The organism is Georgenia soli (genome assembly GCF_002563695.1).
GTDB lineage: Bacteria > Actinomycetota > Actinomycetes > Actinomycetales > Actinomycetaceae > Georgenia > Georgenia soli.
Genome location: NZ_PDJI01000004.1, coordinates 2262339 through 2286695, shown reverse-complemented (window position 1 = coordinate 2286695; position 24357 = coordinate 2262339). Strand labels below are relative to the sequence as shown.

Annotated in this window: 20 protein-coding genes; 7 read left to right on the top strand and 13 right to left on the bottom strand. The window is 72.6% G+C overall.

Features of this window, described 5'->3' with window-relative positions; translation table 11 throughout:
* Positions 1–189 precede the first annotated feature (189 nt).
* The 8 genes from ATJ97_RS11635 to ATJ97_RS11600 form a co-directional block, all read right to left on the bottom strand.
* Positions 190–510, bottom strand: coding sequence for a hypothetical protein (locus ATJ97_RS11635; RefSeq protein ID WP_143427004.1), 321 nt, complete (start codon positions 508–510; stop codon positions 190–192).
* A 244-nt stretch (positions 511–754) separates the two neighbouring features.
* Complete coding sequence (locus ATJ97_RS11630; RefSeq protein WP_170037402.1) at positions 755–1423, bottom strand: ATP-binding cassette domain-containing protein; 669 nt, start codon at positions 1421–1423, stop codon at positions 755–757.
* Positions 1424–1695: 272 nt separating this feature from the next.
* A complete protein-coding gene (locus ATJ97_RS11625) occupies positions 1696–1992 on the bottom strand; it encodes a hypothetical protein (protein ID WP_143427003.1) in 297 nt (98 codons plus the stop codon).
* 237 nt (positions 1993–2229) lie between these two features.
* Positions 2230–4263: a CocE/NonD family hydrolase gene (locus tag ATJ97_RS11620; protein ID WP_098483880.1), complete on the bottom strand. Its 2034-nt coding sequence runs from the start codon at positions 4261–4263 to the stop codon at positions 2230–2232.
* Positions 4263–5549, bottom strand: a complete 1287-nt coding sequence (locus tag ATJ97_RS11615; RefSeq protein ID WP_098483879.1) for an ATP-grasp domain-containing protein — start codon at positions 5547–5549, stop codon at positions 4263–4265. Before ATJ97_RS11615 ends, ATJ97_RS11620 begins: the two co-directional genes overlap by 1 nt.
* A 116-nt stretch (positions 5550–5665) precedes the next feature.
* On the bottom strand, positions 5666–6457 hold the full coding sequence (locus tag ATJ97_RS11610; RefSeq protein ID WP_098483878.1) for an ABC transporter ATP-binding protein: 792 nt from the start codon (positions 6455–6457) through the stop codon (positions 5666–5668).
* Positions 6457–7359, bottom strand: coding sequence for an ABC transporter permease (locus tag ATJ97_RS11605; RefSeq protein WP_098483877.1), 903 nt, complete (start codon positions 7357–7359; stop codon positions 6457–6459). The genes ATJ97_RS11610 and ATJ97_RS11605 overlap by 1 nt, the downstream gene beginning before the upstream one ends.
* A gap of 4 nt (positions 7360–7363) precedes the next feature.
* Positions 7364–8356, bottom strand: coding sequence for an ABC transporter substrate-binding protein (locus ATJ97_RS11600; RefSeq protein ID WP_098483876.1), 993 nt, complete (start codon positions 8354–8356; stop codon positions 7364–7366).
* A gap of 366 nt (positions 8357–8722) precedes the next feature.
* Between ATJ97_RS11600 and ATJ97_RS11595 the strand changes: the two genes are divergently transcribed.
* Entirely contained in the window at positions 8723–10300 is a 1578-nt protein-coding gene (locus ATJ97_RS11595) for an MFS transporter (protein ID WP_245862417.1), read from the top strand.
* Between the two features lie 60 nt (positions 10301–10360).
* Here the strand turns inward: ATJ97_RS11595 and dinB are convergent, their stop codons facing one another.
* Together dinB and uvrA are read right to left on the bottom strand one after the other, a co-directional pair.
* A complete protein-coding gene (gene dinB / locus ATJ97_RS11590; protein ID WP_098483875.1) occupies positions 10361–11617 on the bottom strand; it encodes a DNA polymerase IV in 1257 nt (418 codons plus the stop codon).
* 32 nt (positions 11618–11649) lie between these two features.
* Positions 11650–14124, bottom strand: coding sequence for an excinuclease ABC subunit UvrA (uvrA, locus tag ATJ97_RS11585; RefSeq protein WP_098483874.1), 2475 nt, complete (start codon positions 14122–14124; stop codon positions 11650–11652).
* A gap of 347 nt (positions 14125–14471) precedes the next feature.
* Here uvrA and ATJ97_RS11580 point away from each other — a divergent pair, with 347 nt between their 5' ends.
* Both ATJ97_RS11580 and ATJ97_RS11575 read left to right on the top strand, forming a co-directional pair.
* Positions 14472–15740, top strand: coding sequence for a zinc-dependent alcohol dehydrogenase (locus tag ATJ97_RS11580; protein WP_098483873.1), 1269 nt, complete (start codon positions 14472–14474; stop codon positions 15738–15740).
* Between the two features lie 394 nt (positions 15741–16134).
* Positions 16135–18306, top strand: a complete 2172-nt coding sequence (locus ATJ97_RS11575; protein WP_098483872.1) for a DEAD/DEAH box helicase — start codon at positions 16135–16137, stop codon at positions 18304–18306.
* A gap of 110 nt (positions 18307–18416) precedes the next feature.
* Here ATJ97_RS11575 and ATJ97_RS11570 read toward each other — a convergent pair whose 3' ends face one another.
* On the bottom strand, positions 18417–19382 hold the full coding sequence (locus ATJ97_RS11570) for a GlxA family transcriptional regulator (RefSeq protein WP_098483871.1): 966 nt from the start codon (positions 19380–19382) through the stop codon (positions 18417–18419).
* 121 nt (positions 19383–19503) lie between these two features.
* Here ATJ97_RS11570 and ATJ97_RS11565 point away from each other — a divergent pair, with 121 nt between their 5' ends.
* Positions 19504–20094 carry a hypothetical protein gene (locus ATJ97_RS11565; protein ID WP_211287186.1) on the top strand — a complete coding sequence of 197 codons (591 nt, stop codon included), beginning with the start codon at positions 19504–19506 and terminating at the stop codon, positions 20092–20094.
* A gap of 82 nt (positions 20095–20176) precedes the next feature.
* On the opposite strand, the gene ATJ97_RS11560 is transcribed toward ATJ97_RS11565, so the two are convergent.
* Positions 20177–20641: a hypothetical protein gene (locus tag ATJ97_RS11560; protein WP_098485414.1), complete on the bottom strand. Its 465-nt coding sequence runs from the start codon at positions 20639–20641 to the stop codon at positions 20177–20179.
* A 381-nt stretch (positions 20642–21022) separates the two neighbouring features.
* Here ATJ97_RS11560 and ATJ97_RS11555 point away from each other — a divergent pair, with 381 nt between their 5' ends.
* Positions 21023–21583, top strand: coding sequence for a DUF421 domain-containing protein (locus ATJ97_RS11555; RefSeq protein WP_098483870.1), 561 nt, complete (start codon positions 21023–21025; stop codon positions 21581–21583).
* Between the two features lie 26 nt (positions 21584–21609).
* Here ATJ97_RS11555 and ATJ97_RS11550 read toward each other — a convergent pair whose 3' ends face one another.
* The gene (locus ATJ97_RS11550) at positions 21610–22254 is read right to left on the bottom strand and encodes a DNA alkylation repair protein (protein ID WP_245862845.1); all 645 of its coding nucleotides are present in this window, start codon (positions 22252–22254) and stop codon (positions 21610–21612) included.
* Positions 22255–22345: 91 nt separating this feature from the next.
* Here ATJ97_RS11550 and ATJ97_RS11545 point away from each other — a divergent pair, with 91 nt between their 5' ends.
* Together ATJ97_RS11545 and ATJ97_RS11540 are read left to right on the top strand one after the other, a co-directional pair.
* The gene (locus ATJ97_RS11545) at positions 22346–22762 is read left to right on the top strand and encodes a VOC family protein (RefSeq protein WP_098483868.1); all 417 of its coding nucleotides are present in this window, start codon (positions 22346–22348) and stop codon (positions 22760–22762) included.
* 193 nt (positions 22763–22955) lie between these two features.
* On the top strand, positions 22956–24314 hold the full coding sequence (locus ATJ97_RS11540) for a cryptochrome/photolyase family protein (RefSeq protein WP_098483867.1): 1359 nt from the start codon (positions 22956–22958) through the stop codon (positions 24312–24314).
* Positions 24315–24357: the final 43 nt, after the last annotated feature.

Sequence of the window (24357 nt, the reverse complement as noted above, 5' to 3'; positions counted from 1 at the left end):
CGGCGAGGCCGGCACTGGCGGTCAGGCCCGCCCGCGACGCCCACACTGGCGCTCAGCCCGTGTGCACGACGCCGCCACAAGGCGGCCGGGCCCGCCGCGACGCCCGACACGCCCACGCTGGCGCGTCAGCCTCGCGCCACCCGCGCCTCGGGGTGGGGGTCGCACCAGCGTCACAGGTGACGCCCGGGGTCAGAGACGCTCGCCGGCGACGCGGGCGTGTGCGGGGCTTCCGTGATCGCGGTGGTAGATGCCGCGGGCGACGGCGAGCTCCAGCGCCGCTGGACCCATCCGGGTGACCCGCTGGACGACGTCGGCGGGCACTCCGGCCTCGAGAGCCTGCACGACCGCCACGTTGCGCACCATCAGCAACGGCTCCGTGACCCGCACCGAGGAGAGGAGGTCGTGCTGCGTCGCGCGCAGCCGCCCGAGCGCGTCCTCGGCGGTGGCGGACCCGAGCGGCGCCGTCGGCACGGCGACCAGGGGCTCGGGGTCGAGTGCGTCGACCGTCATCACGGCTCGGTCCTTCCAGTTCGGGGCGGACGTCGGGTGATGTCGCACCTACCGGCGCGGCCACCGGGCGCAGCACACCGTATGCCTCCGGTCTGCGGGGCGACGAGCGTCGCTTCGTGAGCAACTCGTGCACGAACGGCCCGCGGCGTGACGGGACGTGGAACGCGTCAGGTCCGCGTCGGTGAACCGCGTCGCCGCCCCGAAGCTGCGACCGCGTCGCGCAACGTTCCGACTTCCGGAGACGTCAGCTCGCGACGCGCCGCGAGGCTTCCTGCTGCTCGATCCGGCCCCGGTCCAGCCGGTGCACGCTGGTGGCGCGTGCGGCGACCGTCTCGTCCTGCGTCGTGACGACGACGGTGATCCGCATGGTGCGGGAGAGCCGCACGAGGATGAGCATGACCGCCGGCGTCGGCTCCTCGACCACGAGCACCACCGCGCCGGCTGCGATCGCCCGCGCGACAGCCACCCGCTGGCGGTCCTCCTCGCTCAGCTGCGTCGGGTAGGAGTGCCTGGCGGTCCCCAGGCCGACGGCGGCGAGCGCGGCGTCCGTGCGCTGGCGCCTGTCTGCCGGGTCGACGCCCTGGCGGGCGAGCCCCAGCTCGACGTTCTCCTCCGCGGTCAGCCGGTCCAGCAGGCGGGGCGGGTGGGGCACGAGCCCCAGCTCGCGGGCGCGGACCTGGGCGAGCCGTTTGGTCGTCATGACGGCCAGGCTCTCGTCGTTGAACCGGACCGATCCCGACGACGGCCGTTCCAGTCCCGTCAGCACGCGGACCAGAGCAGCCCTCGCCGCGACGTCGGAGCCGTGGACGGCGACCACCTGCCCGGTGGGCACGTGAAGGTCGATGTCACGGAGCACGTCGACGGGGCCGTGGGGCCCTGTCCGGGTCATGCGGACATCGATGAGGTCGTACATGGCAGCCCCTTGCGGCGCGGGACGCCCGGGCGCGGACGTCCATGGGGACGGCAGTTGCTTGACCGACATCAGAGAAAGGACCGTCCGTCGATGGACGGTCCTGCATGGATCCAGCGAGCCGGCCGGGCCGCCTCTCTGGACCCATCAAGCGTGCACCCGATGACGTCGCGTGGCAACCGTCGGGCAACAAGACGCACGGGGGGTCGTCCCGGTTCTGACCGGGACACGCCTCCGGGAGGCGCAGAGCCGATGAACGGGCCGCCTGCCCTCCTTCAGCGGTGGTTGGCGGGCGGCTGCGACCGGAGGAACTCCTCGATCTCGCCGACCATCTCGCCCATCGCGTCGTCCCGCTCGTGCCGCGCGAGCAGCGAGATGAGGCCGCTCATCGCGGCGACCACGCCGAGGACCACGGCGAGCGCAGACATGGTGGACAGCATGCTGGAACCGCGTGGCGCGAGCCCGGTCAGCCCCAGGAGGACGAACGCGGCGAACGCCGTGCCGAGGGCCAGGCGTCCGGCGGACCCCACCACGTCGTGGGCAGCCACGAACCGGCGAACGCGTGCAGTCATCATTCCAAGTTCCCCTTTCGGCGCAGGACTGCCTGCCCTCGTGCCCGGCGTCGCTCTGGGCGCAGCGTTCTCGGTGCGGGACGTCAGCACGTGCAGGACGGTGTCTCCAGGCGATAACGCTAGATTCGGCCGGACTCTTCCTTGTGGGCTTTTCGTCCCAGATCGACCGGTACGCCTCGCCGGTCGCCCGGCCGGTCCGGCAGCTGCGGCGGCGTCGGGGTCAGCTGTCGCGGACGGTCACAGGAAGTCCCGCGGGACGGTCGTGCTCCAGGTCTTCGCGGCCACGCGCCGCTCCCCCTCGTAGGCGTCGAGCTCGGCGAGGACCTGGAAGTCGGTCGGGGTGGAGGTCAGCACCGTCCGGGTCCGGGTGCGCACCTGCCACTCCCCCCGACCGAACCCCATGGTCCAGTCGGTCTCCCCGCGCACGGAGCAGAAGTCGCGGCCGGCGAACGTGTAGCGCTCGTGGACCCGGCGGGTGACGGTGAGGTCGATGCCGTCGAACCTCACGACGCCCAGGTCCTTGAGCACGTCAAGCGCCCCGGACAGGTCCACCATGTCCCGGGTGACCGTCCAGGCGTGCTCGACCGGCCTCAGCGGTGTGACGGAGATCGGGGGTGCCCCCTCCGGCTCCCCGAAGCTGGGGGCGGGCTCGCCGTCGTCGACGCCGACCGGGCGCACCGGCAGCACCAGGTGGCTCTCGTCCGGGAAGACGGTGAGCCGCACCGCCTCCGGGGACGGCCAGACCACCGGCCAGTACGAGGTGGAGAGGGACAGGCGCAGCCGGTGCCCGGCGGGGAACGACTGGGCCATCCCGTTGAGCTGGACGCGCACCGTGAACCTCCTCCCCGGTTCAAGCGGCTCCGGGTGCTCGGAGCTGGTGTGGTGGGTGAGGTTGCGGACGCCGTAGCTCACGCGGGTGGCCTCGCCGTCGGGGGCGACGTCGGAGAGCCGAGCCACCACCATGGCCACCGGGCGGTCGACGGCGCAGCTGAGCTCGACCGTCGGCGCGCCGAGCACCTCGAGCCGTTCGGGCAGGACGTCGCTGTCGAAGACCATCGACCCGCCGTCCTCCTCGCGCTGGTCGTAGGGCATGTCCGGGGGCGCGTTGTACGAGCACCACTTGCCCGCGAAGTGGCCCACCCACAGCGGCGACTGCACGGTCAGCGCCGGGGCGGGCCCGGGACCGTCGGCCGCCTTGGGGGCGCCGATCCGGTGCCGCCCGAGGGGATACCGGATCTCGACGATCCGCGGGCTCGGCCAGCTCGGCTCCCCCACCCACCGGCCGGGTCGCTCGGCGTAGGTGGTCGAGGGACGGACGGTGTCCTGCATCCAGATGGTCAGGGCCGGATGCTCGGCTCCGCCGTCGTCCTTGCCCTTGAGCCAGCGGTCCCACCACGCGACCACCTCCTGGAGGAAGCCGATCGCCGGCCCGGGCTGGCCGAGGTGGGGATATTTGTGGCTCCACGGGCCGATGAGCCCGCGGGTGGGCACGTCCAGCCCGCGCAGCAGCCGGAACACCGCGTTGGAGTACCCGTCGGCCCACCCGCTGGCCGCGAAGACGGGGCAGCGGATCGCCGAGAAGTCCTCGTTGACGGAGCCGTGCTTCCAGTAGTCGTCGCGACGCTGGTGGCGCAGCCACTCCTCGAGCCACAGCCCGCTGTGCTCGAGCCGGTCCAGCCACAGCTCCCGCCACCGGTCCCCCACGACGGCGGGGTCGGGCGGGCAGGAGTTGTAGGCGAACATGGTCGACGCCCAGGAGAGGTTGTCGGTGAGCAGGCACCCGCCCATGTAGTGCACGTCGTCGGTGTAGCGGTCGTCCGTGGAGCAGACGGTGACGATGGCGCCCAGGCTCGGCGGCCTGCGCGCGGCCACCTGCAGGGCGTTGAACCCGCCCCACGAGATGCCCATCATCGCGGTGGAGCCGTCGCACCACGGCTGCGCGGCCATCCACGCCAGCACCTCCTCGGCGTCGAGCAGCTCCCGCTCGAGGTACTCGTCCGTGAGGACGCCCTCGGAGTCGCCGCTGCCGCGCAGGTCCACCCGCAGGCAGGCGTAGCCGTGACCGGCGATGTAGGGGTGGTGGATGGAATCGCGCTGCGCCGTCAGGTCGCGCTTGCGGTACGGGATCAGCTCCAGCACGCCCGGCACCGGCTCGGCGACGGCGGAGACCGGCAGCCACATCCGGGCGGCGAGGCGGGTGCCGTCCGACATCGCGATCCAGAGGTGCTCGACCTCCTGGACCTGGTACGGCAGCGACGTGACGGTGCGCATCAGGTGTCCTCCCCGACGTCGTCGACCTCGAAGGTCAGCGCCTCGACGCACGCGGCGTACTTCGCCGCCAGCTCCGCCTCGTCGTCGCCGCCGGTGTAGATCTCGGCGAGGACGAAGCTGTAGCTGTCCTCGCCGTCGGCCTGGGAGAGCCGGTCGCCGGCGGCGACGAGCGGGCGGACGGTCGTCCCCGGCACCGCACGCTCGACGGCGGCGACCTCGTCCCGCGTCGGGACGCGGCGGACGACGCCGTCCGCGAAGCGCCGGAGGAACCACTTCGCCGCGGTGCGGTACCGGCCCTGGCCACGGGGAAGGTCCGGCTCCCGGCCCAGTGCCAGCGCGACCATGCAGGCGTGGTTGGGCACGCCGTCGACAAGCGTGAAGAGCATGGCGTGTGACTGCGAGTGCCGCGTGTTGATCTCCAGCAGGTTCAGGCGTCCGGACGCGGCGTCCCAGAAGTACTCGATGTTGAACGTCGAGTCCTCCAGGCCGACGGCGGTGATCACCTTCTCGGTGACCGCGGCGGCCTCCGCCTGGACCTCGTCGGGGAGGACCGACGGGTACTGGTAGCGCAGGAAGCTCGACGAGCCGGGGTAGCGGAAGGAGTCGACGACGCCGTAGGTCCGCACGCGACCGGCCCGACCGTACCCCTCGACCGTGAACTGGTGGCCCGTCACGGCCTCCTCGACCAGGCACGTGCGGGCGCCGGCGGCGGCGATCTCCGTCGGCAGCTCGACCATGGCGAGCAGCTCCTCCCACGCGGGCCCGATCCGGTCCAGGGTCGCGCGGGCACGGGTCACCGCCGTCTGCAGCTCCGCCTCGTCGCCGGCGTAGCTGGCACCCTCGGAGCTCGCCGACTTCACCGGCTTCACCCAGACGGGGTAGCTGAGCTCGCGCGGGAGCGTGGCGGGCAGGGCCGCGGGGTCGAGCAGGGCGAACGCCGGGAGGTTGTCGACGACCTTCCGCTGCTCCAGGCGGCTCCAGTACTTGTGCTCGCACTTCATGACGGCGGTCAGGTCCGCCGAGCGCAGGCCGTAGCGGCGGCACAGCACCGGCACCATGAGGCTGACCGGGAAGTCCCAGTAGCCGACGACGGCGTCGATCGGGCCGTCGAACGCGTCCAGCTGGCGGAAGGCCTTGGCGAGGAGGTCCGCGACGGAGACGGTGCCGGTCTGCAGCTCGGGCTGGGTGAGGAGCTGGTGGAACGCGTAGTCCTCGACGTCGGGCAGCGACCGGAGCGTGGCGAGGTTGTGGTCGTCGAGACCCACCACGAAGACGTTCCGCCGCATGAGCGTCCCCTTCCCGGAGGGGAAGATGGTCGCACCCCGCCCGGGACCGCGCTACCGCCTTGGGCGCCTCGAGGTCACCCGCTCCGCATCACCGGACCGGGGAGCCGGTGGGCCCGCTACTGCAGCAGCGTCCGGTCGTCGAGGCCACCGCCCTTGATCTTCTCGAACTCGGCGAGGAGGTCGGCGGGGGTGGTGCGCACCTTCCGGGCCTCGTCGACGTCGAGGATGATCCGGCCCTCGTGCATCATGATCAGCCGCGTGCCCATGCTCAGCGCCTGCTCCATGTTGTGGGTGACCATGAGCGTGGTCAGGTGGTGGCGCTCGACGAGCTCGGCCGTCAGCCGCGTGATGAGGGCCGCGCGCTGCGGGTCCAGGGCGGCCGTGTGCTCGTCCAGGAGGAGGATCTGCGGCTCCGAGAACGTCGCCATGAGGAGCGAGAGCGCCTGGCGCTGCCCGCCGGAGAGCAGCCCCACCTTGGCCCTGAGCCGGTCCTCGAGTCCGAGCTCGAGGCTGGCCAGCTCCTCCCGGAAGCGGCTCCGCTTGGCGGCCGTGACGCCGCGGGCCAGGCCCCGCCGTCGGCCACGCTCGAGGGCGATGGCGAGGTTCTCCTCGATGGTCATGTGCGGGGCGGTCCCGGCCATCGGGTCCTGGAAGACCCGGCCGATGTAGCGCGCGCGCTGGAAGTCGGCGAGCCGGGTGACGTCCCGTCCGCCCACGTGCACGCTCCCCCGTTCCGGGCGCAGTTTGCCGGAGACGATGTTCAGCAGGGTCGACTTCCCGGCCCCGTTGGAGCCGATGACGGTGACGAACTCTCCGTCGGCGAGGTGGAGCTCGACGTCGCGCAGCGCGACCCGCTCGTTGACGCTGCCCGGGAAGAAGGTCTTGGTGACGGTCTCGACGTCGAGCATCAGGCCTCCGCCCCGGTCGTGACGGCACGGACCCGCCGGGCCGGCCGGAACCGCCGCAGCACCGACCACTGCGGCAGCACCAGCGCGAGCACGACGAGCACCGCGGAGACGAGCTTCATGTCGTTGGCCTTCAGGCCCGACTCGAGGGCGAGCTGGATGAAGACCCGGTACAGGACGGAGCCGAGCACGACGGCGAGGGTCGCGACGAAGATGGTTCGCTGCCCGATGATCGCCTGGCCGATGATGACGGAGGCGAGGCCCGCGACGATGAGCCCGATGCCCATGCCGATGTCGGAGAAGCCCTGGTACTGCGCGATGAGCGCCCCGCAGACCGCGACGAGGCCGTTGGAGAGGGCGAGCCCGAGGACCTTCATGCGGTCGGTCGAGACGCCGAGGGAGCGGATCATCTCCTCGTTGTCCCCGGTGGCCTGCATGGCCAGGCCGGTGTCGGTGTGGAGGAACCAGTCCAGGATGAGCTTCAGGACCAGGGCGCCGACGGCGAAGATGGCGATCGCCCCGAGCCCGCCGAGCAGGCCGGCCTCCCGCAGCGGGGTGAGGAGCGTGTCCTCGCGCAGCAGGGGCAGGTTGGCCTTGTCGCCCATGATCCGCAGGTTGATCGAGTAGAGCCCGATCTGGGTGAGGATGCCGGCCAGGAGCCCGTTGATCCTGCCCTTGGTGTGCAGGAGGCCGGTGATGACGCCGGCGAGCAGGCCCGCGACCCCGGCCATCGCCGTCGCCAGGAGCGGCGGCGTGCCGGAGATGATGAGGGTCGCCGCCGTCGCGCCACCCGTGGTGAACGACCCGTCGACCGTGAGGTCGGGGAAGTCGAGGATCCGGAAGGTGAGGTAGACCCCCAGCGCCATGACGGCGTAGATGAGGCCCAGCTCGACGGCGACGACCACGGGGTTACTCGACGACCTTGTCGGCGCGGTCCAGAACCGCCTGCGGGACCTCGACGCCCATGCGCTCGGCGGCGCCGGAGTTGACCACGAGCGTGAGCTCCTCGAGCGTTGCGACCGGCATCTCGGCCGGGTCGGCACCCTCGTTGAGGATCTCGACGGCCATGAGGCCGGTCTGGTACCCGAGCTTGTCGTAGTCGATCCCGTACGTGGCCAGGCCACCGCGCTCGACGCTGTCGGACTCACCGACGATCACCGGGACCTGGCGCTGCTCGGCGGTGGCGAGGACGGACTCCAGCGCCGAGACGACGACGTTGTCCGTGGGGACGTAGAAGGCGTCGACGTCGAGGGACTGGGCGGCCTGCTGCACCTCGGCGGAGTTGCTCACCGTGGCCTCCTCGAGCGTGAGCCCGAGCTCCTCGGCGGCCTCACGCGCCAGCTCGACCTGCACCTCGGAGTTGACCTCGCCGGAGCTGTAGACGACGCCGACGGTCTTGGCGTCGGGCGCGATCTCGGCGAGCAGCTCGAGCTGCTCCTTGACCGGGTTGAGGTCGGAGGTGCCGGTGAGGTTCCCGCCCGGGGCCTCCCAGCTGTCGACCAGGCCGGCCTCCGCGGGCTCGGTCACCGCGGTGAACAGGACCGGGATGTCCGTGATCGCCTGAGCGGCGGCCTGCGCCGTCGGGGTGGCGATGGCGAGGACGAGGTCCTTGCCGTCGGAGGCGAAGGTGTTGGCGATCGACGTCGCCGTCGACTGGTCGCCCTGCGCATTCTGCTCGTCGTACTCGGCGTCGATGCCGTTCTCCTCCAGCGCGCGCTTGAAGCCCTCGCGGGCGGCGTCCAGGGAGGGGTGGGAGACGATCTGGGTGATGCCGATCTGGACGGTCTCGCCGGCGGCGGCGCCGGTGCCGTCCGCGGCGGGGTCGGCCTCGCTCGAGCCGCAGCCGGCGAGGAGGAGGGCGGACGCGGCGAGGGCGCCAAGGAGGCGCACGGGTCGCTTCATGGTGGAGGGGTTCCTTTCGGCGGAGGGCTGCCGGTTGCTGGGCAGGGTAGACGTCGGCTCACCATCTGGTCGATCGCTTCTCGCATGATGGTCCCGAAAGACGGTCGCCGGCGCCGCCCGCACCGCCGTCGCCAGGGAGCCGCGTGCGGGCCGTCGTCAAGGGCCCCCGGCGTCGCGTACGGGCAGAGCCGCCGTCGTCGACGGGCGACGGACCGCCGTCATCGACGGGCGACGCACCGCCGTCGTCCAGGCACGGCCCCCGGCTGGCGGAAGTCGCGGAACAGTCTCATCGTCGTACGTGGGCCTGCCGCGCCGACCGTGGCCGGTGACGACCGCGGGCCGCACCTCCACCAAGGAGCGCCCATCGTGAGTACCAACCAGGCCGCCGCATCCAGCACCTCCCCCACCGCCACGTGGCGCCCGGACGACAGGTGGCTGCTGGGCATCGTCCTCGCTGTCATCAACTTCTGGCTCTTCGCGCAGACGCTGCTCAACGTCATCCCGGGCATCAGCGACGACCTGGGGATGTCGACGACGATCGCCAACCTCGCCGTCTCCGTCACCTCGCTGATGTCCGGCTGCTTCATCGTGGTCTTCGGGGGCCTGGCCGACAGGCTCGGCCGGGAGAAGGTCATGAACGTCGGCATCTGGCTGTCGATCGTCGGGTCCGCGCTGATCGTCCTGCCCTTCGAGGGCACGGCCGCGTCCGCCACCATGCTGAGCGGTCGCATCGTCCAGGGACTGTCGGCGGCCTGCATCATGCCCTCGACGATGGCGTTGGTGAAGACCTACTACGAGGGCAAGGAGCGACAGCAGGCGTTGTCCTACTGGTCCATCGGGTCCTGGGGCGGGTCGGGGTTCTGCTCGCTCTTCGGCGGCCTGATGGCGACGTCGGCGCTCGGGTGGCGGTCGATCTTCTACATCTCGATCGCCCTGTCCTTCCTGGCCCTGTACCTGGTGAAGGACACCCCCGTGTCCAAGGCGTCGACCGCCGCGGCGCCGGGGATGGCGACCACGGGCACCGGTGCCGCGGCGGCCAGTGGCGACCGGCGCGGTTTCGACTGGAGCGGTCTGATCACGTTCGTGGTCGCCATGCTGGCGATCAACATCTACATCTCGCAGGGCCCGCGCATCGGGTGGCTCTCGGCCACCGGTCTCGCGCTGGTCGCCGTCTTCGTGGTGACCATCCTCCTGTTCTTCAAGGTCGAGACCAGCAGGGACGAGACGTTCATGGACCTCGGCCTGTTCGCGAACCTGACCTTCTCGGGCGCGACGTTGTCGAACTTCCTGCTCAACGGCGCCGCGGGCACCCTGATCGTCTCTCTCGGCCTCGTCCAGCGCGCCGCCGGGTTCACCTCGCTGCAGTCCGGACTGCTGACCCTCGGCTACCTGATCGCCATCCTCGCCACGATCCGGGTGGGCGAGAAGTTCCTGCAGCGCTTCGGACCCAGGAGGCCGATGCTCTGGGGCAGCATGATCACGGCGTCCGGCATCCTGCTGACCTCGGCCACGTTCGTGCTGATCGAGCAGTACGTGGTGCTCGCGTTCATCGGCTTCACGCTGTTCGGCGTGGGGCTGGGGTTCTACGCCACCCCCTCCACGGACGCGGCGCTGTCGAACGTGCCCGACGCCCAGGCCGGCTCCGCGTCCGGCATCTACAAGATGGCGTCCTCGCTGGGCGCCGCGTTCGGCGTGGCCATCTCCGCAGCGATCTTCACCGCAGGGCAGAACATCGACCCGGCCCTCATCCCGGTCGAGTCCATCTTCATGGGGCGGCAGGAGAACATCGCCCTGCGCTTCGGCGGTGCGCTCGCCCTCCTCTTCAACGTGTTCATGTGCCTGGTGGCGCTCATCTCCATCATGGTGACGGTGCCGCGCGAGCGTCCGCGTGACGAGCAGGCCAAGCAGCCCGAGGTGCCCGCGACGCCGATGATCGGGGCCTGAGGCGGTCCGCCGTTTCGCGCCCTCTGAGCGAGTTCCGGGGCCGGGCCTCGCCGCCGACAGCTACAGGTCCCGCTCGGCGAGCTCGCGGAACGCGTCGGGCACCCCGGCGTCGCGCCGCACGGTCGCCGGCAGGTAGCCCACCGCGTCCCGGCCGAACCTCGCGCGCGCCGCGTCCATGGACCGGTCGAGCGCCCACCGGGCGGATCCGGCCGGGGAGCCCGGCCGCCACGGGTCCTCGGGCTCCAGCGGGAGCTCGAGCTGCACGGCCTCCTGCCGGACCAGGTTGGACACCGAGACGGCGAGCAGGGTGATGTCCACGGCCGCGCCCTGGTCCCGGATCGCCTGCCACACGAGGCGCTCGGCCACCTCGGTGAGCGTCAACGTGGCCGAGACGGGCACCTCGAGGGTGTGGGAGCGGGTCACCGACCGCATGCCGGCGAACCGCACCCGCACGGTGACGGTGCGGCCCGCCCGGTTCTTCGCCCGCAGCCGTCCGCCCACCCGCTCGGCCAGGTGGCTCAGCACGGAGCGGACGAGCTCCGGCGTCGGCGCCCGACGCCCCAGGGCCGACTGCGCCCCGACCGACCCGGCCCGGCCGGGGCCCGTCACCTTCCGTGGGTCCTCGTTGAGGGCGAGGGCGTGGAGGGTGGCCCCGGTGGCCTTGCCGAGCAGTCTCTCGAGCGCGGGGCCGGGCTCCTCGACGAGCTGCCCGATGGTGCGGATGCCCCGGTCGGCCAGGCGTCGCTCCGTCACGGGGCCCACGCCCCACATCAGGCTCACCGGCAGCGGGTCGAGGAACTGGCGCTCGCCCTCCGGCTCGACGACGACCAGCCCGTCCGGCTTGGCGACCTGGGAGGCGATCTTCGCCAGGTGCTTGGTGCGCGCGGCGCCCACCGAGATCGGCAGCCCCACCTCTCCGCGGACCCGCTGACGGACGCGAGCCCCGATGGCGGCGGGCGGGCCGAAGAGATGCGTGGAGCCGGAGACGTCGAGGAACGCCTCGTCGATGGAGATGCGCTGGACCACCGGGGTGTAGTCGCCCAGGACGCGCATCACCCGGTCCGCCAGCTCCTGGTAGCGGCCGAAGTGTCCGCGGACGAAGACGAGGCCCGGGCAGAGCCGCGCCGCCCGCCAGCCGGGCATGCCGCCCTGCACGCCGTGCACCTTGGCCTCGTACGACGCCGCGAGGACCACCCCGCCCCGCGCGCTCCCGCCGACCGCCACCGGGACCCCGCGCAGCGACGGGTCCAGGAGCTGCTCGACCGAGGCGTAGAACGCGTCGAGGTCAGCGTGCAGGATCGTCGGCCCGCCGGACACGGACCAAGCCTATCCGAACAGGCGTTCGATGCCTATGCCCCGCTGGCCTCGAGGCGCCGGGCGAGGTACGGCGCGGTGGCGCTGCCCGGAGCCTTCGCGATCTCGGTCGGAGGTCCGGCGGCCACGACGCGGCCGCCCGCGTCACCGCCGCCGGGGCCGAGGTCGATGACCCAGTCGGCGGTGCCGATCGTGTCGAGGTCGTGCTCGACCACGACGACGGTGTTGCCGGCGTCGACGAGACCGTGCAGCTGTCGTACGAGCAGTGCGATGTCGGCGGGGTGGAGCCCGGCCGTCGGCTCGTCGAGGAGGTAGAGGGCGTGGCCGCGGCGGGCCCGCTGCAGCTCGGTGGCCAGCTTGATGCGCTGCGCCTCCCCACCGCTGAGCTCGGTCGCCGGCTGGCCCAGCCGCAGGTACCCCAGCCCGACGTCGCGGAGGGTCCGGAGGCTGCGCGAGGCGGCGGGGACGTCGGCGAGGAAGGTCGCTGCGTCGTCGACCGGCATCGCCAGCACCTCGGCGATGTTCTTGGCGCGGTAGGTCACCTCGAGCGTCTCGGCGTTGTAGCGCGCGCCGTGGCAGGTCGGGCACGGCCCGTAGGTGCCGGGCAGGAAGAGCAGCTCGACCGCGACGAACCCCTCGCCCTGGCAGGTCTCGCACCGGCCCTCCGGGACGTTGAAGGAGAACCGGCTGGCGGTGTAGCCGCGCGCCCGGGCCTCCTCCGTCGACGCGTACAGCCGGCGCACCGCGTCGAACATCCCGGTGTAGGTCGCCAGGTTGGACCGCGGTGTGCGGCCGATCGGCCGCTGGTCGACCAGGACGAGCCGGTCGAACGACTCGAGCCCGGACGCGTCCCGCAGGTCGAGCTCGGGGCTCGCGCCGTCGTGGTCCGGCGGCGTCTGTCCGAGGTGGCCGCCCACGACCTCGGCGAGCACCTGCGTCACCAGGGTCGACTTGCCGGAGCCGGAGACGCCGGTCACCGCCGTCAGCACCTGCAGCGGCACGTCGACGGACACGTCCCGAAGGTTGTGGCGTGAGACGCCCTTCAGGTGCAACCAGCCCCGGGGGGAGCGGGGGCTGCGCTCGTCCGGCTCCGCGCGGCCGAAGAGGTACCGCCCGGTGGCCGACTCCTCCACGTCCTCGAGGCCGGCGACCGGGCCGCTGTAGAGCACCCGACCGCCGCCCGCTCCCGCGCCGGGGCCGATGTCGACCACCCAGTCGGCCCGCCGGACGACATCCATGTCGTGCTCGACGACGAAGAGGGAGTTGCCCGAAGCCTTCAGCCGGTCGAGCACGACCAGCAGCGGCTCCGCGTCGGCGGGGTGCAAACCCGCGGAGGGCTCGTCGAGCACGTAGACGACCCCGAACAGCCCCGAGCGCAGCTGCGTGGCGATCCGCAGGCGTTGCGCCTCGCCGGGCGACAGGGTCGTCGAGTGCCGTCCGAGGCTGAGGTAGCCCAGGCCAAGGTCGAGCAGCACGTCGATGCGCGCCACCAGGTCGGCGCAGATCCGCACCGCGGCCTCGGTCGACTCCCCGGACTCGGCGCCGGGAGTGGCGGGACCGGCGTCCGGCAGGTCCGCCACGGGGCGCAGCAACGCCGCGACCTCGGCGAGCGGCATGGCGTTGACCTCGGCGATCGATCGGCCGGCGAAGGTCACCGCGAGCGCCTCGGGGCGGATCCGGCTGCCGTGGCACTCGGGGCACGGGACGCTCCGGACGAACCGCAACGCCCGCTCCCGCATCCGCTGGCTCCTGGAGTCGGCGAGCACGTGCATGACGTGCTTGCGAGCGCTCCAGAACTTCCCGTTGTAGCCGTGGTCGATGCGGCCCGGCTCCGGTGCGATCAGCACCGACGGCTGCTCGTCGGTGTACAGGAGCCACTCCCGGTCCTTCCTGCTGAGCTCACGCCACGGCCTGTCGATGTCGATGCCCAGACCGTTGACGATGCTGCGCAGGTTGGCGCCCTGCCAGGCGCCCGGCCACGCCGCGATCGCGCCCTCGCGGATGCTCAGCGACGGGTCCGGCACCAGCAGGTCCTCGGTGACGTCGTGCACCTCACCGAGTCCGTGACAGCGGGTGCAGGCCCCCGCGACGGTGTTCGGCGAGAACGCCTCGGCGTCCAGCCGGCGGGCTCCCGGCGGGTAGGTGCCCGCACGCGAGTACAGCATCCGCAGCAGGTTGGACAGCGTGGTGAGGGTGCCCACCGTCGACCGCGAGCTCGGGGCCCCGCGACGCTGCTGCAGGGCCACGGCCGGCGGCAGCCCGGTGATCTCGCGGACGTGCGGTGCGCCCACCTGCTGCAGCAGCCGGCGCGCGTAGGGTGCGACCGACTCGAAGTACCGACGCTGCGCCTCGGCGTAGAGCGTGCCGAACGCGAGCGAGGACTTCCCGGAACCGGAGACCCCGGTGAAGGCGACCATCGCGTCCCGGGGGATGTCGACGTCGACGTTGCGCAGGTTGTGCTCGCCGGCGCCTCGGACACGCACGAACTGGTCGGTGAGATCGTCGGACATCTCAGCAGGCTAGCCACCCGGCGAACGACCGCGTCGAGCTGCTCCGGCCTCTGTGATCAACGCCCCGCAGTCCTCCCTCGGGTTACCGGATGCGGCCCCCCGGAACCGTTGACAGGGTGGAGACATGAGCGAGGACCTCGCCCGGGACCTGCGCCAGGAGCCCTGATACCCGGCTCCGGACCCGAACGCTCCACGACCCCCGCGGGGCTGGTCAGCCCCCGAGGTTCGCCGGGCGGGGAGAGAAGAGGGCCGGGTGAGGTCCGAGGCGCCGGCAACCAGAACCACACACCCGCCGCCCGCGGGCCGAAGCACCGCCAGGGGCGGCGCCACCACGAAGGGAGCCACTTTTGCGCGCACTGACATGGCAGGGCAAGGAGGACGTCCGCGTCGAGGACGTCCCCGACCCGAAGATCACCGCACCGACCGACGCCGTCATCAAGGTCACCTCGACCGCCATCTGCGGCTCCGACCTCCACGTCTACAGCCCGCTCGGAGCGTTCGTCGACCCCGGCTACGTGCTCGGCCACGAGCCGATGGGCATTGTCGAGGAGGTCGGCCCCGAGGTCACGCACGTCAGGCCGGGCGACCGGGTGGTCATCCCGTTCAACGTCTCCTGCGGCAGCTGCTGGATGTGCACCCGCGGGCTGCAGAGCCAGTGCGAGACCACCCAGGTGCGCGAGCAGAGCACGGGCGCCTCGCTGCTCGGCTTCGGCAAGCTCTACGGCGACGTCCCGGGCGGCCAGGCGGAGTACCTCCGTGTGCCCCAGGCGCACTACGGGGCCATCCCCGTCCCGAACGACGACGAGCCGGACGAGCGCTACCTCTACCTCTCCGACGTCCTGCCCACCGCCTGGCAGGCGGTCGAGTACGCCAACATCCCCGACGGCGGCTCCGTCGTCGTTCTCGGGCTGGGCCCGATCGGGCAGATGTCCGCCCGGGTCGCCCGCCACCGCGGCGCCGGCCGGGTCATCGCCGTCGACCTCGTGCCCGAGCGGCTCGCGATGGCCCGCCGCCACGGCATCGACACCATCGACCTGCGCGACGTCGACGACCTGCCCGACGCGGTCCGCGACCTGACCGGCGGCCGGGGCCCCGACAGCGTCATCGACGCCGTCGGGATGGAGGCGCACGGCTCCCTCGGCTCCGGCGTCGCGAAGGCGGTCCAGGCCGGCGCGAACCTGCTGCCCGACGCCCTGGCCCGCCCGATGATCAAGAACGTCGGCGTGGACCGGCTGGGTGCCCTGCACCTGGCCATCTCCACCGTCCGGCGAGGAGGGACCCTCTCCCTCGCCGGCATCTACGGCGGCGTCGTCGACCCCCTGCCGATGCTGGAGCTCTTCGACAAGCAGGTGAACCTGCGGATGGGCCAGGCCAACGTGCGCCGCTGGACCGACGACCTCATGCCCCTGGTGAGCGACCCGGCCGACCCGCTCGATGTGCTGGGCCTGCGCACGCACCGGGGCTCGCTGGAGGACGGGCCGGGCGCGTACGAGGCCTTCCAGCAGAAGGAGGACGGCGCCGTCAAGATCGTCCTCGACCCCACCATCCCGGCCACCGGTGCGTTCCAGTCGTCGGCAGCGGACACCAAGGCCGTCCCGGCGGCGGACCGGGCCTGAGGTTCGCCGTCGTCAGGGCCGCCGGCACCGTCGCCACGGCGGTGCTGCGGCCCTGACGGCGCGGGAGTCTCTTCCTCCGCGCGGCGCCACGTACCTAGCGCCGCGCACGCCTGCGGGGCGTTACGATGAGAGCTCACCGTGACGAGCAGGTCCGCTCGGGATGACGACGGGCTGCGGAGCCGGTGATCGGCCTCTCTGAGAACGAGGGGTCCTCAGGTCCGCGCGTGCGCGGGCCGGTCGAGCTCGGCGCGATGGTCTGCGGATCTGCGTGGTCGGCTCATCTCTCGGAGCGGCAGCTGGTGCCGCTCCGGTCGACATCGTCGTCCCGGCCTCAGAGCCGTGTGCGCGGGTTCGTCCCGGCGCCGCGAGCGGTCGGGCGCAGGAGGAGGATTCTGTGGCTCGAGCAGCGCAACGCCGGCCGCCGGCACGCCGCACCGCCGCGCGCGACGGTCGTCCGTCGCGACCGAAGGACGGGCGCCCGCCCCGCGCGAAGGACCAGGAGGGAATCCTCCCGGTGCTGGCCCAGGTGGTCCGTGACGTGGAGGCGGCCGTGCAGCGCGGCCGGGTCACCCCCTCCGTCAGGACCAAGTTCCAGGTGGTCGCCCTGCTCGTGCGCGAGGAACGGGCCCGCGTCAAGGACGCCGACGGCACGATCACCGAGGCCCGTCGCACGGAGCAGCTCAAGCGTCTCGACGGCATCGCCGTCATCCTCGCCAAGACGGCGGCCCGCGACACGTCCCTGCTCAAGCTGCTCGACACCGACACCGCCCCCTCCGAGGCCGCCCGGTCCCTCCGGCGCCAGCTTCTCGAGGCCGCCGGTGTGGAGGTGGCTCCCGAGGAGGAGCCGGCACCCGAGGAGCGCCCGACGGCGTCCGCGGCGTCCCCCCGCCAGGTGGTGCCGCAGTCCGTCATCTCGCGCCAGCTCGCCAACCCGTTCCTCGCCCCGGACTTCTCGTCCGCCGCGAGGTTGACGAACCAGCCCCGCCGCCTCGCCGGCTGGGAGCTGCTCGGGCCGCTGTACCGGTCGTTCGAGCTGGGCGGCGCCACGTCCTGCATGGAGCTGCCGGATCCGTCGTCGGTCAACGTGCCGAGCGGCCCCGACCTCATGCCGCACCAGGCCCGCGTCGTGGCGGCCGCCGCGGCGGGCCACCGCACCTTCCTGCTCGCGGACGAGCCGGGGCTCGGCAAGACCGCGCAGGCTCTCCTCGCGGCCGAGGCGGCGGGCGCCTACCCGCTGCTCGCCGTCGTGCCGAACGTGGTCAAGACCAACTGGGCGCGCGAGGCGGGCATCTGGACGCCGAACCGGCGCGCGACCGTGGTGCACGGCGACGGCGACACGGTGGACGGCTTCGCCGACATCATCATCGTCAACTACGAGGTGCTGGACCGGCACGTGGGCTGGCTCGGCACCCTCGGGTTCCGCGGCATGGTGGTCGACGAGGCGCACTACATCAAGAACAAGAAGTCGCAGCGTTCCCAGCACGTGCTGGAGATCGCCGAGCGCATCCGCCTCCGCACCGGCAACCCGCTCATGATGGCCCTGACGGGCACCCCGCTGATCAACGACATCGAGGACTTCCACGCCATCTGGCAGTTCCTCGGCTGGATCGACGACACGAAGCCGCGCGGCGAGCTGCTCGAGTCCCTCGAGGAGACCGGCCTGACCCCCGCCGACCACGGCTTCTACGCCGCGGCACGGAACAGCGTGGTCGAGTGCGGGATCGTCCGCCGTCGCAAGATCGACGTCGCCGCCGACATCCCGCCCCGCCGGGTGGCCGACCTGCCCGTCGAGCTCGACGGCGCAGCGGGCCGGTCGATCCGCGAGGCCGAGCGCAAGCTCACGCGGCGTCTCGTCTCCCGCTACGAGAAGGCTCTCGCGGCGCGCGGCGACGAGGGCGGCGGCGAGCCGGGCGTGGACCTCGCGCTCGTGCACCAGGTGGTGCGGCGCGAGCTCGCGGCCAAGGCCACGAAGGCGGCCGAGGACAACGTCTTCGCCATGATGCGGCGCATCGGTCAGGCCAAGGCCGAACCGGCGGCGGACTACGCCGCCCAGCTGGTCCGCAGCGCCGGCAAGGTGGTCTTCTTCGCCAAGCACGTCGACGTGATGGACGCCGCCGAGGAGCTCTTCGCGAGCCGGGGGATCGGGTACGTGTCGATCCGCGGCGACCAGACGACGGCGGCACGCCAGCGGGCCATCGACGCGTTCACCAACGACCCCGAGGTCGCCGTCGCGGTCTGCTCCCTGACCGCCGCGGGGGTGGGGCTCAACCTCCAGGTCGCGTCCAACATGGTGCTCGCGGAGCTCTCGTGGACCGACGCCGAGCAGACCCAGGCCATCGACCGCATCCACCGCATCGGGCAGGCCCTGCCGGTCACCGCCTGGCGGATCATCGCCGCCCAGACGCTCGACGCGCGCATCGCGGAGCTGATCGACAGCAAGGCGGGGCTCGCCGCCCGCGCGCTCGACGGCTCGGACGAGGAGCTGCCCTCCTCGACGGACGTGCAGCAGGAGGCGCTCGTCGCGCTCCTGCTGGACGCGCTGTCGGAGCACGAGGTCGCCGCGTAGGTCTGCCGAGGACGGTGGCGTGAGCGCCTGACGTCGCCGCGCACCGTGCGGCCGGGCGGAGCCGGGCCACGGACGCGGCCGGTCAGGGCGGCGCCGGGCAGGTGGGGCCCTCAGGACGCGAGGCGGGTCTGCTTCCGGTACCGAGCCGGCGGCATACCGAACTCGGCGAGGAACGCCTTCCGGAGCGTCTCGGCACTGCCGAGCCCGCAGCGACGGGCGACGGCCGCCAGCGGCAGGTCGGTGCTCGCGACGAGCTGGGCGGCGGCGTCGGCGCGGGCACGGCGCACGTACCGGGCGGGGGTGAGCCCGGTGTGCTCGACGAAGAGCCGGGAGAGCTGGCGCGGACTCAGGCCCACCTCTCGAGCGAGGCGGGTGGCGGACAGCTCCCCGTCCAGCCCGCTCGCGACGAGCGCCACGGCCGCGCGCACGGCGTCGTGACGCGGCCCCGGCGCCGACGTGAACAGGCTCATCTGGGCCTGGTCGCCCGGCCGTTGCAGGTAGGTGACGAGGTCGCGGGCCACCTGGCGGGCCAGCGAGGGCCCGTGGTCCTCCTCGACCATCGCCAGCGTGAGGTCGAGCGCGCTGGTGACCCCGGCCGAGGTCCAGACGGCGCCGTCGCGCAGGTAGATCGGTCCAGGGTCGACGTCGATCCGGGGATACGCCCGCGCGAGCCGGTCGGCGAAGCGCCAGTGCGTGGTGGCGGGCCGGCCGTCGAGCAGGCCGGCGGCTGCGAGCACGGTGGCCCCCGTGCACACGGAGGCGACCCGGCGGCTCAGTGCGGCGAGCCGGCGGACGTGCCCGACGACGAGGGGGTCCGCCGCAGCCCGCTCGTGACCGAGCCCGCCGGAGACGACCACCGCGTCCAACGGCGCGGTCCACCGCTGCAGCGACGCCTGGCCGGCGAGCACCAGGCCCGAGTCGCACGTGACCGGCGCCCCGCCCGGGGTGAGGAGCACCGTGCGGTAGGGAGGGTCTGCGCCGAGACGGGTGGCGATGACGAGGGTCGAGGTCACCGACGAGATGTCGAGCAGCTCGGCGCCGTCGTACCCGACCACACCCACCACACGCTCGTTCATCCGCCGCCCCCACCGTTCTGGACATGGCCACCGAGGATCCGGCCATCACCACGGTACCCCGGTGGGGTATGACGCGGACCGGGTCAGGATGAGTCGCACCCCGGAACCGAGAGGAAGTCTCATGAACGAGCCATCTGCAGCTGTGGCACCCGGACCGTCGGCGCGGCTGGACCGGCCCCACCGGATCGGCGTCCTGCACCACTGGCCGGCCCTCGTCGGCGTGGTGGCGGTTGCACTGATCCTGGTCGGGGAGGCCGACCGTGAGGTGCCCGCGCTCGTCGTCGCGATCGCCGCGCTGTGCTACCTCGCGGCGGCAGCGACGGACCGGCCGTGGGTCGCCTGGGCCGCGATCCCGGCATCCGCCGCGGTGGTGACGACGACGGAGCTGCTCGCCGTGCCGTGGTGGTGGACGCTCGCAGGCTCCGTCGTCGTCCTGGTGCTTGTGGGACTTCTCCACGGAGCACCTCGCCCGGCACTCACGGCACAGACGGCGGCGGTTCTGGCGTTCGGCGCACTGGCGGCAGCCGCCCTGCTCGTCGACCAACCCCGGGTCGGGCTCGCCGTCGCCGGAGCCGCTCTGGCGTCGCACGCCGTCTGGGACGCCGTGCACTACCGCCGTCGCGTCGTGGTCCCGCGGTCCCTGGCGGAGGCGTGCCTGTTCCTCGACGTCCCGGCGGGCGTCGGCTTCGTCGTCATCGCGCTCGTGGGCTGAGCGCCCGGCCGGACCGCACGTCCTGCGTCGCGGGCCGCACGGCCCGGTCACCGGGCCGCGAGGCTGCCGGTGGGCTCGGTTGTCAGCGCGCGTGGTCGCGCCGGCCCCACGCCGGGTCGTAGGCGCTCGCGAGCCGGCCGAGCGTCAGCGCAGCCAGCATCAGCCCGAAGTCCCGGAGCGCGACGTCGTAGAAGCCGGGGTAGGTCACCAGGTTGACGATGATCCCGGCCAGCCACAGAGCCACGACGTACGCGCCGTAGCGAGGCTTGACCGCCACCAGGACGCCCGCGACGACCTCCACCACGCCGACGATCATCATGGCGGTGCCGGCACTGAACGGCAGCAGCCCGACGATCCACGGCGCGAGGTAGCCCTCCCAGCTGGTCAGCACGTTGGCGAACTTGTCCAGGCCGAAGACGACCGGCAGGACGGTGAAGCCCACACGCAGCAGCGTGAAGGCCCCGTAGGCCGGCTCCGTCCGGGCGCGTCGCAGCACGGTCGTCCCTCCGGACACCGACGGTGCGGCACCCGCAACACTTGCTCCCATCACCATCTCCTCCTCACATCCCCCGGCGATCGTCCGACGACCGAGGGGTGCCCCCGGTCAGTGGCTCGTCGGCGACGACGCCGACAAGCGGGGAGGGCGAGTTTCGGGCGGCTCCGCCAGAGGTGGCGGCGCTCGGTCCGCCCGCCGTTGCGGGACCTTGCGGCCCCGTGGTCGAACCTGCTCCTGCACGTGCACCTGCACCTGCACCTGCACCTGCAGACAGGACGACCGTAGGTCTGCACCGCCCTACGGTCAATGAATCTTGTTTTTAGAGAGTGCGACCCTCCGGGCTGCGACGCACCGGACGACGACGGCGCCGCGTTTGTACCGGCCGCGCCACCCGGGTGAGCCCCGGTCCCTGACGGGAGCCACTATTGGTGCATGTCTGCGTCGGACCTCTGGGACTACATCGGCATCACGCCCGTCGGGGCCCTCTCGGTCGCTCTGGCGGCGGCCGTCCTCTACGGCGCCTTCGTCTTCGCGACGCGACTCCTCGGTCAGCGCGTGCTCGCCGGGCTGTCGGGCTTCGACCTCGTGGTCGTCATGATCTTCGGCGCGGTGCTCGGCCGTGCGACGCTCGGCCCGTGGCCGACCCTCACCGGCGGGCTCGTCGCGTTGGTGACGCTCCTTGCCCTGGAGGCCGTGGTGGGCCAGGTGCGGCGCCGGCCGCTGTGGAACGCCCTCATCAACAACCAGCCGGCGGTCCTCATGGCCGGACCGGTCGTGCTCGACGACCAGCTCGAGAAGTACCACATCACCCGCGACGAGCTGCATGCGGCGCTGCGCAGGACCGGGGTGCGGCACCCGGGGGAGGTCGCCGTGGTGGTGCTCGAGGCGACCGGCACACTGAGCGTGCTGCGGACCGGGGAGCCGGTGGACCCGGCCCTGCTCGCGGACGTGCGAGGGGCCGGACGTGTGCCGCCCGAGCTGCTCAGCCGTTGACCGCCGGTGGAACCGACCTCGCGGTCCTACTCCGCGCTCTGGCGGCGCACCATCTCCGCGATCCAGACCGGCGCGAACGGCGAGGTGCAGCTCGGCGGCGTCGGGTAGTCCTTGAGCACCTGGAGGCGCTCCCCGATGCCGATGGCCCGGGCGCGGTGCTCGGGGTGATCGATGCCGATGCGGGCCAGGCAGTTGTTCATCGCCCACTGCAGGCGGTCCGGGGCACCCTTCATCTCCGCCTCGATGACGTCGAGCAGACCGCCGAGATCCAGGCCCGCGGGCTTCTTCGCCACCCGTTCGGTGGTCAGCGCCCAGCCGGCGCTGGCCACCACCGGGTCCGGATCCGCGGACCACGCCAGGCGCAGCTCCTCGGCGTGCGGGTTCTTTTTCACCACGTAGTTCACGAGCCAGTCGTGGACCTTGGGGGTGCGGGCCTCACGCAGCATGACGTCCAGCTCGTCACGGTCGAACGCCCGGGGACGGCAGACGAGGACCGCGAGCAGCCGGGCCGCGGTGTCGCCCGTCGCCCACAGCTGCCGCGCGAGCTCCTGCTGGGTCTTCAGACGCTTGGCGATCGCCCGGAGCTTGCCGAGGTTCACGCCGTGGTCGTCGCCGTGCCTCTCGTTGACCGCCCGGGCCCTCGGGTCCTCGAGCGCCGCGAGCTCGGCCATCACGTCGTCGACCGTCGTCTGGCTCAACCTAAGAAACTCCTGTCCGTCTCCTCTGCGTCCTGTCCCTCCTCCAAGGCTACGGTTCACCGTCATGGCCACCTGGTTCTCCTACGAGTACTGCACCGACCTCGGCGCGACCCGGGAGTTCTACGGCGAGCTTCTCGGGCTGCGTCAGATCTGGGACGAGGTCGACGGCGTCGCGTTCGAGCATGACAGCGTGCAGCTGTCGTTCCAGCGCCTGGAGTCGCTGGAACGCCCGTCGGGGTGGGCCTTCCAGCCCGGCTGGGGCCATGGCCAGCTCGCGGACGCACCGGCGACCGAGGACGTGCGGTCGATCTCCGTGGCCCTCGCGCCCGCAGCGTTCCGGTCGGCCGTCGAGCGGCTGCGGGCGGCGGGGGTGGAGGCCCTGAGGCCGGAGCCGTTCTGGGTGGGCTACTGGTCGTTCGTGGTCAAGGACCCGGACGGGCGGACCGTCGAGCTCAGCGACGCCGGGACCTCCGGCCCCTGAGGCGGAGAGCGTCCGCGGCCGGTCACCCCGTCGCCGCCTCAGCCGTCGCCCGCAGTCCCGGTCCGCTGCCGTCGCCCTCGCATCCTGGGCCACTGCCGTTGCTCTCGCGCCCTGGGCCGCTGCCGCTGCCGCTGCCGCTGCCGCTGCCGCTGCCGGCGAGCGTGGTGCCGGTACGGCCCGGAGGATGGCGTTCATGACAGCGTTGCTGTGGCTCCGTCGGGACCTCCGGCTGCACGACCTGCCGGCGCTGCTCGCGGCGCACGAGGCTGGCGGCGGCGTCCTGCCGGTGTTCGTCGCGGACCCGACGCTGCTGGCCTCGGCGGGGCCCGTGCGCCGGGCCTATCTGACGGCCGCCCTCGACGCTGCGAACGCCTCGTACGACGGCGCACTGGTCGTGCGCGCGGGACGCCCGGAGACGGAGCTCCCTGCCCTGGTGCGCGAGGTGGGTGCGACGAGTGTGCATGTCAGCCGGGAGAGCACGCCCTACGGGCGGCGCCGCGACCGGCGGGTCGAACGAGCCCTGGGCGACGTCCCGCTCGTCGCCACGGGCACGCCCTACGCCGTCGGCCCGGGCCTGGTGCGCAAGGCCGACGGCGAGCCGTTCCAGGTGTTCACCCCCTTCTCGCGCGCGTGGCGGGAGCACGGCTGGCCCTCCCCCGCACCGCTCCCGGAGCACCTCGCGTGGCACCGGAGGGTGGAGTCCGCCCGGCTGCCCTGGGCGGAGGACCCGGCCCTCGCCGTCGTGCCGTCCGGCGAGGCCGCGGCCAGGGCACGCTGGGAGGAGTTCCTCGAGGAGGACCTGGCCGACTACGACCGCAACCGGGACCGCCCGGACCTGGACGCCACGTCGCAGATGTCCGTGTATCTGAAGTACGGCGCGATCCACCCGCGCACGATGCTCGCCGACCTCGCCGCCCACCCCGCCGGCCGGTCCGAGGGCGCGCGGCGCTTCGTCGCGGAGCTGTGCTGGCGCGAGTTCTACGCGGACGTGCTCTGGCACCGCCCGGACTCCGCCTGGGCCGACCTGCGCGAGGACCTGCGCGGCATGGCGTACGAGGATCCTACAGGAGCCGCGGCGGACCACGTCCGCGCGTGGGAGGAGGGCCGGACGGGCTACCCGTTCGTCGACGCCGGCATGCGTCAGCTCCTCGCCGAGGGGTGGATGCACAACCGGGTGCGGATGGTGGTGGCGAGCTTTCTGCTGAAGGACCTGCACGTGTGGTGGCCGCACGGCGCGCGGTACTTCCTCGAGCATCTCCGCGACGGCGACCTCGCCTCGAACAACCACGGCTGGCAGTGGGTGGCCGGGACCGGGACCGACGCCGCACCGTACTTCCGGGTGTTCAACCCAGTCACCCAGGGTGAGCGGTTCGACCCCGACGGCGAGTATGTCCGCCGGCACGTCCCCGAGCTGGCCCACATCCCCGGCGCAGCGGTCCACCAGCCGTGGAAGGTGCCCGACGGGCTCGCCCACGGGTATCCCGGGCGCATCGTCGACCACGGCGTGGAGCGGGCCGAGGCGCCGCGGCGCTACGAGGCCGCACGCGCCTGAACCGGGGGCGTTGCCGAGGCGACGCTGCGGTGGTCCCCTTGAG

Bases quoted from the DNA above. Each gene is read 5' to 3' on its own strand.
- ATJ97_RS11635 (WP_143427004.1), bottom strand. From the start codon at position 510: ATGACGGTCGACGCACTCGACCCCGAGCCCCTGGTCGCCGTGCCGACG.
- ATJ97_RS11630 (WP_170037402.1), bottom strand. From the start codon at position 1,423: ATGTACGACCTCATCGATGTCCGCATGACCCGGACAGGGCCCCACGGC.
- ATJ97_RS11625 (WP_143427003.1), bottom strand. From the start codon at position 1,992: ATGACTGCACGCGTTCGCCGGTTCGTGGCTGCCCACGACGTGGTGGGG.
- ATJ97_RS11620 (WP_098483880.1), bottom strand. From the start codon at position 4,263: ATGCGCACCGTCACGTCGCTGCCGTACCAGGTCCAGGAGGTCGAGCAC.
- ATJ97_RS11615 (WP_098483879.1), bottom strand. From the start codon at position 5,549: ATGCGGCGGAACGTCTTCGTGGTGGGTCTCGACGACCACAACCTCGCC.
- ATJ97_RS11610 (WP_098483878.1), bottom strand. From the start codon at position 6,457: ATGCTCGACGTCGAGACCGTCACCAAGACCTTCTTCCCGGGCAGCGTC.
- ATJ97_RS11600 (WP_098483876.1), bottom strand. From the start codon at position 8,356: ATGAAGCGACCCGTGCGCCTCCTTGGCGCCCTCGCCGCGTCCGCCCTC.
- uvrA (WP_098483874.1), bottom strand. From the start codon at position 14,124: ATGTCCGACGATCTCACCGACCAGTTCGTGCGTGTCCGAGGCGCCGGC.
- ATJ97_RS11570 (WP_098483871.1), bottom strand. From the start codon at position 19,382: ATGAACGAGCGTGTGGTGGGTGTGGTCGGGTACGACGGCGCCGAGCTG.
- ATJ97_RS11565 (WP_211287186.1), top strand. From the start codon at position 19,504: ATGAACGAGCCATCTGCAGCTGTGGCACCCGGACCGTCGGCGCGGCTG.
- ATJ97_RS11560 (WP_098485414.1), bottom strand. From the start codon at position 20,641: ATGGGAGCAAGTGTTGCGGGTGCCGCACCGTCGGTGTCCGGAGGGACG.
- ATJ97_RS11555 (WP_098483870.1), top strand. From the start codon at position 21,023: ATGTCTGCGTCGGACCTCTGGGACTACATCGGCATCACGCCCGTCGGG.
- ATJ97_RS11550 (WP_245862845.1), bottom strand. From the start codon at position 22,254: ATGGCCGAGCTCGCGGCGCTCGAGGACCCGAGGGCCCGGGCGGTCAAC.
- ATJ97_RS11545 (WP_098483868.1), top strand. From the start codon at position 22,346: ATGGCCACCTGGTTCTCCTACGAGTACTGCACCGACCTCGGCGCGACC.
- ATJ97_RS11540 (WP_098483867.1), top strand. From the start codon at position 22,956: ATGACAGCGTTGCTGTGGCTCCGTCGGGACCTCCGGCTGCACGACCTG.